The following is a 12,318-nucleotide window of genomic DNA, read 5'->3' as shown; positions in this document are numbered from 1 at the left end:
AAAAGGCTGGCGGAGAGAGAGGGATTCGAACCCTCGATACGCTTTTGGCGTATACACGCTCTCCAGGCGTGCGCCTTAGACCACTCGGCCATCTCTCCAAAGTTACGAAATACTAAATAAAGAACCTTTAAAACGTGGCGCAAATTACAAAAAAAATATTGAAAAAAACAATGACTATTTCAATGTTATTTCGCCTGCTATGGATTTTTCTAACTCATGGGCAAGCTCCTTACCATAAAACCCTTTGCCTAGCAAAAACATTAGCTTAGCAACTGCTGCCTCATAGGTTATATCGTGGCCGCTAACTACACCCAATCGTTTCAGCATAAGGCCATTCTCATACTTATCCATGTCAACCCCGCCAGCCTTGCATTGAGTAACGTTAAACACAACTATATTATTGTTTATGGCGTATTCCAGTTTCTTTAAAAACCAGTTCTGCATTGGTGCGTTGCCCGAGCCGTAGGTTTCCAGTATAACCGCCTTTACCCCTTTGGTGGTTAAAACGGATTCCACAACATTTTCCGATATTCCCGGAAAAAGTTTAAGTACAGCAATAGAGCTATCGAGCTGTGTGTGGACAATAAGCTGCTTTTCCTGCGTAGGGTAATGAATAAAAGGGTAATTGTACTTTATTGATATCCCTGCCTCGGCAAGGGGGGGGTAGTTGTCGGAACGAAAGGCATTAAAGTGTTCGGAGTTATGCTTGGTTGTTCTGTTCCCACGGTATAGCCTATTCTCAAAGAAAATGCTTACCTCCGGTACCATTGCCTGCCCGTTTTGAATGGAGGCGGCAATCTCAATGGCGCTGATAAGGTTCTCCTTCCCATCGGTTCGCAACATGCCTATGGGTAGCTGGGAACCGGTCAGAACAACGGGTTTTGACAACCCCTCGAGCATAAAGCTCAGAGCAGAAGCAGTAAACGACATGGTGTCGGTTCCATGGAGAATCACAAAACCATCGTAGCTTTGGTAATTATCCCCAATTATTGCCGCTAACTTCCTCCAGAAATCGGGATTGATATCCGATGAATCGATTGGGGGTTCAAAAGAATATGTGTTGAGGTTGAAGCCAAATTTTTTGAGCTCGGGAACCTCCTGTTCAATTTGTTCAAAGTTAAAGGGGGCCAATGCACCGGTTTCAGGGTTTTGCTTCATCCCAATTGTCCCACCAGTGTAAATAATTAGAATTTTTGTGTTACCCGATTTCATCTATCTGAAGTTTGAAGAGTTTAACGGCATTTTGGGTTGTTTGTTTCGCAACCTGGTTGACAGAAGTTCCAAGCAGGTCGGCTACCTTCTCCGTAATGTAGATAAGGTTAAAGCTTTCGTTCCGCTTACCCCTGACAGGTACTGGCGATAGGTAGGGGGAATCGGTTTCCAATAAAATTTTGTTTGGATCCATCTGGTTTACTAAACCGCCAACCCCTCCATTCTTGTAGGTTACAATACCACCAATCCCCACCAAAAAGGTTTTGTATTGGTCAATATGTTTATAATCGTCAATATTTCCAGTAAAGCTGTGAAAAACACCCTTAAGAGTGTTGTCAATTTCCTGATCGACAATATCAAAAATCTCCCTGAAAGAATTGCGGGAATGAATTATAACCGGAAGGTTGAGCTTTTTGGCCAGCCTGAGCTGATGCCTGAATGCCTCCTGCTGCTGTGTAAAGTATGTTTTATCCCAATACAAATCGATTCCAATTTCCCCAATGCCCCAGAACTTGTTCTTGGACAACTGCTCCTCAACGTGATAAATTTCCCTTTCAAACCCGTTCCGGACAGAGGTAGGATGCAAACCCATTAAGGGGAAGCATTGCGGAAAGCGATTGCAGGTATCGAGCAAACGGTTGGTAGAGGAAGAATCGATGTTTGGTAAAATGTGATATTTTACACCAACCTCGGCAGCACGCATAAGAACAGCTTCACGATCGGTATCGAACTCGTCCGAGAAAATATGTGAGTGAGTATCAATTAAAAGCATGGCTTACTCCTTTTGAGCTGCATAGTAGGTTCTACTTCCGGGTGTTATGCTATCGAGCTGTGCCGAGAGTTTGGCTACCACATTCCTGAAAGCCTCAAGATTTTCCTGCTTAACGGGCTCCACGGGAGGTGATTTCATTTTTAGAGGGTCAATGGGTGAGCCATTCATCCAAATACGCATGTCGAGGTGCGGGCCAGTGGCATAGCCTGTACGACCAACATACCCTATAATATCGCCCTGTTTTACGCGCGCACCCCTTGCAATACCCTTGGCAAATCGTGAAAAATGATTGTAGCCAGTTGTATAAACGCTGTTATGGCGAATTTTAATGTAATTACCTGCGGCCTTATCGTAACCCATATCAATTACAACACCATCGCCTAGGGCCATTACAGGTGTTCCTTCAGGAGCAGCATAATCCACACCGGAATGAGGGCGGTAAATTTTTAGCACGGGGTGGAAGCGGTTCCCGCTAAAACGGCTTGAAATGCGTGAAAAGCGGAGCGGAGCTTTGAGGAACGATTTACGAAGTGAGTTTCCTTTTTCGTCCCAGTAGCTGGCTACGGAGTCCTGTTCAAACCTGAATGCATAAAATTTCTCGCCACGATGTTCGAACCATGCAGCATAAATAGTCCCAATCCCAATCGATGCGCTATCAACATAAAGCTCATCGTACATCACCCTGAACTTGTCTCCCTTAAAAAGGCCAAAGAAATCGACTGTCCAAGCAAAAATATCGGAAAGCTCAAGGGCAAGCATGGGATTTAGTCCATTTGCCTTCATATCGACCCATAACGACGTTTTGATTTCAGCCTCGGAAATTTTCCTAACAGGCACAATCTCCTTTTTAAAGGGGTAAACGTAAAGGGAATCGGTTAGGTTGAAAACGAAATATTCAACAGGTGAAACCTCATAAACAAGGTAAGCAGGAGTTTGAAGGGAATCCTTCCGGGCGAAAACCTTATACCGAGCCCCCGCCCTAACCTTTTTCACATCAAAGATATCGGGCGTAAGTGAGAGCAGAAACTCATTAACATTACCAGTTAGGTTTAAGCTGAAAAGTATTTTTCCCAGTGTTTGGTTACTCCTAACGGTGTATTCGGTAACATAAAACGAATCGATTGGTATACCATACTCCAGTATAGGTTGCACATCCTCCACCAATGGTTTTTGATCCTTTTCAGGGCTGTATAGCTTAATGTAGGCTGTACCTATGAAATAGTCAATTATGAACACTGTAAGTAAAGAAATAACTAAAATGGGTAAAATCTTTTTAAGCATAAATTTTCTGAATTTTGCCCCAAAACTACCAAAAAAGAATTTAACTGTATTTTGGTTATTCTATTTTGATGTAGGTTTGCAGAAAAATTATAAAGATGAGCGAAACACAGAAAAGAACCGAGCTTTACGAACTGGGTGAGTTTAAGCTGATTGATAGGTTAACCGAGCCGTTTGCCCCAAAACATCAAGAGACACTAAAAGGGGTGGGCGATGATGCTGCGGTAATATCATGCGGAAAAGGTGAATGCCTTGTGGTAACCACCGATTTGCTCCTTGAAGGAATTCATTTTGACCTAACCTACACACCCCTTAAACACTTAGGCTATAAAGCTATTGTGGTTAACCTCAGCGATGTTTACGCAATGAACGCAACCCCTAAACAGGTAACGGTTTCCATAGGCGTTTCGAAGCGCTTCTGTGTGGAGGATCTTGATGAACTTTACAGCGGAATCAAGCTTGCCTGCGATAGCTACAATGTTGACCTGGTAGGTGGTGATACATCGTCGTCGATGACCGGAATGACCATAAGTGTTACTGCTATTGGCAGCGCAAAGGAGGATGAAATTGTTTACCGGAGTGGGGCCAAAGTAAACGACCTAATTTGCGTAACCGGTAATTTAGGCGGGGCTTACATGGGGCTTCAGCTGCTGGAACGCGAAAAGAGAATCTTCCTTTCAAATAAGGCAGCCAAGCCAAAGCTGGAAGGTTACGATTACATTCTTGAGCGATTCCTGAAACCCGAAGCCCGAAGGAATATTATTGAGAACCTACGAAAGGCAGGGGTTAAACCTACATCTATGATAGATGTTTCCGATGGGCTGTCGTCGGAGCTGCTGCATATTTGCAAGAACTCCAACGTGGGATGCAGGATATACATGGACAAAATTCCTATTGATGAGCAAACCGCACGAATGGCCGAGGAATTTAATATAGATATGTTTACTGCTGCACTGAACGGAGGCGAGGACTACGAGCTTTTGTTTACGGTTCCGCTATCGGAATACCAGGTAGTTGATAGCATGGAAAATGTCAGAGTGATAGGGCATATTGTTGAGCCACACCTTGGTGCATACATGATACCACCATCGGGTGAAGACATAAGGATTACTGCTCAGGGCTGGAATGCTTTACAAAAGGAGTAGCAATAAAAAAACCCCGCTTGAGCGGGGTTTACTTTTTTACTCGTTGATAATTCCTTTGTACTGCTCGGCATTGAGCAGATCGTTAAGCTCAGCAGGATTGGACATTTTGATTTTAATCATCCAGCCTTCGCCATAGGGATCCTTGTTAACGATATCGGGTTGTTCAGTAACCTTAGGGTTAACCTCAACCACCTCGCCACTAACAGGCATAAACATATCGGAAACGGTTTTAACAGCCTCAATGGTGCCAAAAACCTCTTCCTTGGCAAGGGTTTCACCCTGAGTTTCAATCTCAATGAAAACAATGTCGCCAAGCTGTGTTTGGGCAAAATCGGTTACGCCAACGGTAGCCATGCCATTGCCTTCGTCCTTGATCCACTCGTGATCCTTTGTGTACTTTAGGTTTGATGGAATATTCATAGTATTTTCAGTTAATAGTATTACACTAAAGATTTTGCTGTTCAAAAGTAGTGAATTTTAAGATTGCATGTTCAACCCGATAAGTTTTTTTAATTAGTGCTGCATGTTATTCAGCACATTAGTTAACCAATTCAAACCTAACGCTAAATCCAAAGCTGGTATTGGTTGTTCGGAATGTTCTTGAAACCTTAGGGTTATTGAGGGTGCGGTCAAAGAACAGGCGAATGGTTACCTTCTCATTAATCCGGTAGTCAGCAGCTGTTTTTATAGTGCTAATCAGCTGACCTGCAATAATATCGTTCGAATCCTCAACCAACTTTCGAAGAATGGTAGTATTATCGCGTAGCGAAAAATCCACAGTTAATCGTAAATCGCTCTTGATTGCCTTTTTACCGCCATCCTCGGCCTGGAAAATAAGAGGTAAATCCTCAAACCGGTAACCAGCTCCTACGATAAACTCGTTGCCATAAATCTCGGTAAGCTGGTTATTGGCAAAGCTCATGGCTAATGAACGGCTATTCTTAATCTCGATCCTGTTGGTAAGGTTATTGTTCCATCCCAAATCGAGCCCAATCAATGGGATAAACTGCTCGTTTATGGCAACATTAGTGATCTCGTTCTGCGGAACAAAATCGCCGTTAATGTTACGAACGTAACTAAACCCATCATCCTCGGGTAAATAGGTAAGATTGCTTGTAAAAGCCCCAATGGTATAGAGCGATCGATACCCATGATTGATAGTAATTGACTTAAACCAACGCTTAAGAGGTTTCATCTTGGCCAAACCATCGTACGATAGCTGCCAGTTAGGCATTGGTATAAGGGGGAAATCGCTTAGCGAGACCTTGCCTGGGGATGTGTTGGTGTAAGCGGCCAAAAACGAAGCCCTGAGAACATCCTGTGATAAAGGCCCATAGCCATCGGGAAATCCTGTAACAGGATCTATCACATTGGGGTCATAGCCCTGCGATGGATTTGGAACCCTCCTATCGCGGAGCCTATAGGCAATTTCCAATCGGTTTTGCTTCATCCTTTCAAAAGCCTTGGAACTTCCAGTCCGTTTACCACCCTCGAATGCAGTACCTATGGTAAGCACGCTAATACTGAAATTTCCTGTTGTGAGCGGACTTAGCACCCTGTAAGAACCCAAACCATCGGATTTAAAAATTTTGCTATTGCTTTTACCCAGTGTTCTAGTAGCGCTAACATCGAAACGGAAGCCCGGTAAAGGTTCCAGTGTTGCTCTGAAGTTAAGATTCTCATTGCGAGTAAAAACTACTGGTGTGTTAAACGATGTGTCGCGGGTGAGCCAACCATTAGTAGCGGCCTTCCAGGCAAAGTCGGGGTCCTGCCAACCAGCTACAAATTCCCAGCCAGGGGCAAGCATACCGTTAAAGTTCTCAGTTCCCAAGTAGTTTACCCCAGGTTTATAACCAGGTAGTAATGTTCCGTTTGTTTCCGTGTACGATGCTCCCAGGCTTTTTATGCTCATCAGAAGTCGGAGTGTGGTTTCAAGGGCAAACTTGGCGGGGTTAATCTTTTCAGGGACTTTACCTTCAACCACAACCTTGCAGTTCTTATAATCGGCATCGGCCTTAATGGCTACCTTGGTGTCGCCACGTACCTGTGAACTTACCTTTATCTCCTTGCCATTGGGGTCGAAAACCTTTACAGTAACCTTTTCCGTTTTTAGCTTGTGGGTAATAACCTTAGTTGCATTTGCCCTAAGGTTTACCTTTTCCTCCTCATACTTAACCGTTCGGGTTTGGGGTGCAGCCCCCCTTGCCCGCTGGTCAAACTGCTGGTTAACCCTTTTAAGGTATCCTACCTTATTAAATAAGGTATTAATGTTTACCTGCCCATTCAGCTGAATGGTGTTTGAGTTCTGAACTGTATTCCCCGGATCGAACCGTGAAGTGTCGGCCAAAATTGGCCCGGCCTGCCAACGGTATATTCCGGTGTAACGCGATGTAACGCTAATCCAGTTGAGTAATGGAATCTTGCTTAACGGAAGGGAATAGGTTATGTTAAACTGATGGTTGTACATGGTGTTTCGTCCACCCCTACGGATATTCTGCCAAACCGAGTCCTTCCACTGCTCATACCTGTCCCTATCCCTATACCTGTCCACCATGCCCTCGGGTTCATCGATACGAGCTGTGGCAGTAGCCACAAAATCAAACTTAACCGATTGGGTAATATCCCAGTTCAAGGAGTAGTTCCTATTCCACATAAAATCCTTTGAAAATGTGGGTAAAAATACCTGATTGGGGTTCTGAATATTTCGGAATTGCTGTTCAAAGTAATTCCTATTCAGATCGGTACGGAACGAGAGCTGGGTTGGGAATAGGTTAAAGTTAAAATCGCGTACTAAAGCCAAATAGCTTGAATTTAACCATTTTATCTTGCTAAATGGGGATATGTACTTGGGCTGTCGATTATAATTATAGGTAAATGCACCCCGAATATTGCGCTGAATCCTATGATCAATTCTTACGTTACGGGAGAAAATCTCGCTGTAAGAGTAGCTTACCGAAATATTTGCAGGGTCCCATAGACGGGGCTTTGAGCCCATTTTATCAATCTTTACATTGGTGAAGTTGATACTTCGCCTGCGAGTATAATCCTGGGCAATCCGTTTAATGGAATCTCTTTCGCGTTCCGATGCGTTACGTAGGGCATCGTCGAGAAGTATATCGGGGTCAAGCGGGTTGTACTGGGGGTTTGCCATCGATTCGCCGAATCCAATGAACATTGGAATTTTAATGTTGAACGAGGCGGGGAAAAACTTACCCAGCTCAAGGGTTGAGTTGATATCGTACTGGTAAACTGTCTCCTTGCTCCGCTCGTTAACCTTTTTCTCAATTGAACCAAAACCGGGTGTTATGGTGGTGCCAGCAACGGTAACCATTCCCAAATCGGCAAGTTTTGCCGATAAGCGAGCATTGGCTGCCCATCCGCTTTGATCGTTAAAGTTAGTAAGCCTTAACTCGTTGAACCATGCTATTACCGATTTAGGCATTCTATCATCGGCAGGGTTCCTAATTCCTATCATTATCACCTTAACGTTGCTAAGGTTTGGATTTCCGGTAACTTTTAGCTTACTGTTCCCGCTTTGAACAACATACACAGTATTCAGGGTGATAAGCGATCCCGGTTTTTGCATGGCATTGTTTCGGGCTACTTTAACATCAACCAGTTTATCGAGGTCGATATCAATTACATTCTCCCTTGGCCATACCGCCTCGCGATCGCGCTCCCGGCTATTGTAGTAAAACCCGTAAGGAGTCAGCTTTAACGGTATTTCGTACTCGTAGTAGTTAGTATTATAGTCGGTACCTATACGGATGAAAGCTGTTACCTCTTGGTCGTTCAATGGATACCCCTCAATAGCTTCGGCATGAACATCCATTTTGAGTCGTTTGTACTGCCTGATATCGATGTTAACATTCTTAAACGCTGCACGGGCATCGCCATCGGCCAAATCGGTTACCCTGTACTCCATGGCCTGTTCGTTAAGCTGGATAAGCTGGGGTTGACTTGGGTCAATAACCCTATCCACACCTGGTGGCAACACGTAGTTAACGGGTGTTCGTTTGTCGTTCTCCTCAATATTTACGGTTGCTATCGATAAGCTGCCTACAGGTAAATCGCCAACGGGCATACCCTCCTGGCCTTGAATAAGTGAGTAATTGTATTTACGCCACTCGCTACGAACCAGATGCAGCGTAGCAAAGCGTAGTATAACCGTATCCTGGAAACCGCGCATGAACATCCTCATGAAACGGATTGACTTGAAATCCTCAATTGGGCCAACCACCTTCTCGTATTCTGCAATGGGAACCTTAAATTGATACCACTTTACTGCTTTATTTAAAATTTTATCCTTATCGCCTGTTATAACGTTAGTTATAAAATTCTTACCAACCTCCATGTCCTGCGGGCGAAGCGAAATGCGATACTGGTAGTAAGCCTCATTCTCGTTCATGGTATTATCGGTTCCCAGTTCCTCCACATCGGGGGTTGAGTAGCTCTGCTGCGAGGTAGTTCCGGTTGCAACTGGCGAATTATTCTCGGTTCCGTTAAAGTACTTATATCGGTCGAGAATAGTGGCACGCTGTTGGTCGTAAACCCCGCTAAGGTAATGCCTGAAGTTATCGCCTGCCGGATCGCTTTCAAATCCTGCGAGTATATCGTTATCGGTAATTTTATTCCTAAGCTGGTTTATATACTCCGAAAAGAAAAACTGCTCATCGGGTATCCCATCGCCATCCAAATCGACCGACGAGGAAAGTCCATCTAATCCAATATCCTGGAAGGGGCGCTTAGCTTGGTCGTTATCGAAACCAACAGGCAGATACTGCTTGGTAGGAACCCTACCCCAGGCAGTTTGATCGGTTTTGGAAAGTTCCTCCGATGAGGTGGGTAGTCCATTCTCAAACGATTTTCGGCCATCCCTTAAAATATCCTCCGAGATGTTACCAAGGTTGATGTAAAAATCGCCGCCACTACTGAGCGTGTCGTACACAAACGGATCCATCAACCAAAACTCAATATACTCAATGTTTGATGCTTCAAAGTCAGTGGTGCTCAGGTTGCGCATTATACCACCCCAACGGCGCTGCGGATCTATTAACCTTCCGTTTGCATCAAGTTCAGTAGTATTAAAGTTATACTGGCCACGTTCAGCAGGGTAGAATGCAAGGTTAAGAACGGAGATATTGGTTGGTTGCCCCTGTGGCGTGTTCTTGTTGGGAAAAAGTTCGCGCTCAAATATTTCGCGAACAAAATGGTTCCCCTGCAACTCCTTATTATTACGGAGATACGATGGCGTAAGCGATGTGTTCCTCAAAAATAGCGGATCGATGTAGTACCAAGCCAAATGGGCGCGGTTGTAACCATACCGTAAATCGTTGGAGAACGAGGCTTCCGGGAACATATCGGGTTGCCCCTGGGGAGTACTTGCTAACTTCCATTCCACCCATGAACGAATATCAAGCGATGTGCTGCTCCCCTCAAAATCATCGATATATACTGTACCAGCCTTACCAATGGCACGCGAGTGCCCGGGAATTAGCTGTGCAAATTCAGCGTCAAATGTTATTGTTGATTTTTCCTTGGTTTGAATGAATGGAAGAAAGTCGACCATTTTAGTCAGGAACTTGGACTCGGTTTGGTACGAGGTATTAAATCCCCATATTGTATTCGATACTGCCTCGTTTCCAAAACTTACCTTTTGGGTTAGGGGGCGCTCCGTGAGGTTCATTAAGGTTGCCCCAACATTAAAGTTATCGGAGAAACGGTAATCAAAGTGGGTTCCAACCAAGGTTTTGGTTTGTAGGCTGAACAAGGCGTTGCTTTCCACTGCAACCTTTATGGGAGTACCGGATTCAAGAAGTCCCTGGTTGATAATTCGCACAGTACCCAGATTGTAATCAACAATAAAATCAACATCCTCCTGCAGTTTTGCACCACCTGCAGTTACAACCACGGCACCTTTAGGAATATTGGGCGCATTCAGAAAGATTTCCGATCCTCCGGCCGACTTGTATGAACCCCCTATTAGGAATTTGTTCTTATCGGCAACCTGTCGTGCTTTGGTTAACGATGAATCGTATAGCTCTTGGAAAATATACTTCTGGGCAATGGTAGGATCGCCTATACGCGATGCCAAATCGCGTCCAAACGGTTCCAAAACAGGAAAAATAATTTTGCCGTTAGCGGGATTAATGGTTACACCCTCAATAAAGTCAAACACTCCATCGGGGAACGCATCGAGCTGGTTGTTCAGGTTATCAAGATTAAGTACTCTGATTAGCGGAACTTCGGCAATATTCCCTTCCTTGATATAGTTAACAGGGGTTCCGGTTGCATCGTCCTGGTAAAAAATATCGAGCCTGAATTCATCTTTGCTAATCTGATAGGCATTCATGGAGTAAATGTTTTTCATCATCAACCTCCATGTGGGCATTTTAGGGCTAAGGTTTGTTCCCTTTAGGAGCTTAAGGATTAAGGCTTTGGGAGCCTCTACCCCATCGGTAGAGAATTCACCAACCTTGTAGGTTTGGCCATTGTATGTGAACTCATATGCAACCGCAAGTACCTCATCGCTATTAAGCGCCGACGATAGTGAGATATACCCCAACGCCTGATTTATGGTGAACTCATTAGATGATAGCTTGCGGGCATACTCAATCTTCTCATAATCGCGCCCACCGGTAAAACCCTGCGATTCCAAGGGCAACAACACATTGCTTACTTCGGCAACATCCCGAATACCGGCGTAGGTAGTGGTCATAAGCTCGTACAGGTTATTTAAACCGTTGCTTGCCGGGCCACTTCCCGTTTGGGTAAAAATATTGGAGGCAAAGATGTTGTTCTGGGCCTCGCCCAAATCGGCAAATGCAATTATATTGCGGGAGTTCTCAAAGTTTGCCTGTTTGTTTGTTACCCACACCTCAATTTTAGTGATTTGCACCCCTGAGTTAATAATGGGTAAGTTCGCAAGGGAACGATTGTAGTTTTCCCTGAAGTAGTGGGAAAGGAAAAAATGCCTATTGGCATCGTACTCATCGGCTTTAAGCTGAAAATCGCGCGTTTGCGCACCACCCTTAATCTCAACCACCTGTGTTTGGCCATTCTGTTTGGATACTACGCTGGTAACGTTTAACTTCCCGAACTTAAGCTGGGTTTTAATACCAAAAAGGCTCTGACTCCCAGTTATTAGAGTTCCGGGTAAAGGCAAAGAAACGTTACCAGCCTCAATGCGCTGAATGATTTCATCCTCAAATCCGTTGTACTCTATTTTAACATTATTCTCAAAGTCAAAGGTCGCCTCGGTGTTGTAATTCACCTCCATTTTTAGCTTCTCGCCAATCTTACCGGAAACATTCATCTGGATTTTCGACTGAAAGTCGAAGGTTGTGTTCCGTCGCTGATCGATTGGTAATGCTGGGTTATCGGTTTTAGCGCTTGATACTCCAAACACCAGCTCGGCATTACCCTGTGGGATAATTTCTATGGTGTTGCTCCCAAAAATTCGGTCGAATGTTTCACCACCAACCTGAATACGGGGCAGAATGCCATCGCCTTTCCCCACAAATTCGCCGGTTTGCTTTTGTCGCCAGTACTCACGCATTGCCTTCTCCACACGATACGACCGGTACTCATCGGCCGATAGCACACGTGGAGTTTCAATGGTTGTATTTCCAACCTTTCTGTAAATGACGTACTGGTTGTTGATTGGATCAAACACAACCTCCTCGCTTATGTTTGATGGGTTTGAAAGGTATAACGGCGAATACTGCGTGTCAATTGACCATATACCGGGTTGTTTAATAGGGAAAGGCAAATTTAGTGTATCCTGTTGTGGAATGGGAACAGAAAAAGCTCTCGTAATGGTAATGGTTACGAGAGTAAGTATTCCAATTATTCGGATAGTATGTGTATGAGATAAGTGTTTTACCCTCAACTTACAAAGCATTTTACTGT

6 protein-coding genes and 1 tRNA gene are annotated in these 12,318 nt (G+C 44.4%); 1 reads left to right on the top strand and 6 read right to left on the bottom strand.

What is annotated here, in order from left to right; genetic code table 11:
* Window positions 1-7 precede the first annotated feature (7 nt).
* From WHS63_RS06285 to WHS63_RS06270, 4 genes are all read right to left on the bottom strand, one after another.
* A tRNA-Ser gene (locus WHS63_RS06285) sits at window positions 8-98 on the bottom strand.
* 76 nt (window positions 99-174) lie between these two features.
* Window positions 175-1,212: an asparaginase gene (locus tag WHS63_RS06280; RefSeq protein WP_445204366.1), complete on the bottom strand. Its 1,038-nt coding sequence runs from the start codon at window positions 1,210-1,212 to the stop codon at window positions 175-177.
* On the bottom strand, window positions 1,199-1,984 hold the full coding sequence (locus WHS63_RS06275; RefSeq protein ID WP_445204365.1) for a TatD family hydrolase: 786 nt from the start codon (window positions 1,982-1,984) through the stop codon (window positions 1,199-1,201). The genes WHS63_RS06280 and WHS63_RS06275 overlap by 14 nt, the downstream gene beginning before the upstream one ends.
* 3 nt (window positions 1,985-1,987) lie before the next feature.
* Window positions 1,988-3,265 carry a M23 family metallopeptidase gene (locus WHS63_RS06270; RefSeq protein WP_445204364.1) on the bottom strand — a complete coding sequence of 426 codons (1,278 nt, stop codon included), beginning with the start codon at window positions 3,263-3,265 and terminating at the stop codon, window positions 1,988-1,990.
* Window positions 3,266-3,360: 95 nt separating this feature from the next.
* Here WHS63_RS06270 and thiL point away from each other — a divergent pair, with 95 nt between their 5' ends.
* Window positions 3,361-4,407 (top strand): thiamine-phosphate kinase, encoded by a 1,047-nt coding sequence (thiL, locus tag WHS63_RS06265; protein WP_445204363.1) that lies wholly within the window; start codon window positions 3,361-3,363, stop codon window positions 4,405-4,407.
* A gap of 36 nt (window positions 4,408-4,443) precedes the next feature.
* Here the strand turns inward: thiL and gcvH are convergent, their stop codons facing one another.
* Together gcvH and sov are read right to left on the bottom strand one after the other, a co-directional pair.
* The gene (gcvH, locus tag WHS63_RS06260; RefSeq protein WP_445204362.1) at window positions 4,444-4,827 is read right to left on the bottom strand and encodes a glycine cleavage system protein GcvH; all 384 of its coding nucleotides are present in this window, start codon (window positions 4,825-4,827) and stop codon (window positions 4,444-4,446) included.
* Between the two features lie 118 nt (window positions 4,828-4,945).
* On the bottom strand, window positions 4,946-12,298 hold the full coding sequence (sov, locus tag WHS63_RS06255) for a T9SS outer membrane translocon Sov/SprA (RefSeq protein WP_445204361.1): 7,353 nt from the start codon (window positions 12,296-12,298) through the stop codon (window positions 4,946-4,948).
* Between the last annotated feature and the right edge of the window lie 20 nt (window positions 12,299-12,318).

It is taken from the genome of Tenuifilum sp., from assembly GCF_037481895.1.
In the GTDB taxonomy this organism is placed as follows: domain Bacteria; phylum Bacteroidota; class Bacteroidia; order Bacteroidales; family Tenuifilaceae; genus Tenuifilum; species Tenuifilum osseticum.
Note: the sequence above shows the minus strand (reverse complement) of the source record. Positions and strands in the feature narration are given on the sequence as shown.

Bases quoted from the DNA above. Each gene is read 5' to 3' on its own strand.
- thiL (WP_445204363.1), top strand. From the start codon at position 3,361: ATGAGCGAAACACAGAAAAGAACCGAGCTTTACGAACTGGGTGAGTTT.
- WHS63_RS06270 (WP_445204364.1), bottom strand. From the start codon at position 3,265: ATGCTTAAAAAGATTTTACCCATTTTAGTTATTTCTTTACTTACAGTG.
- gcvH (WP_445204362.1), bottom strand. From the start codon at position 4,827: ATGAATATTCCATCAAACCTAAAGTACACAAAGGATCACGAGTGGATC.
- WHS63_RS06275 (WP_445204365.1), bottom strand. From the start codon at position 1,984: ATGCTTTTAATTGATACTCACTCACATATTTTCTCGGACGAGTTCGAT.
- WHS63_RS06280 (WP_445204366.1), bottom strand. From the start codon at position 1,212: ATGAAATCGGGTAACACAAAAATTCTAATTATTTACACTGGTGGGACA.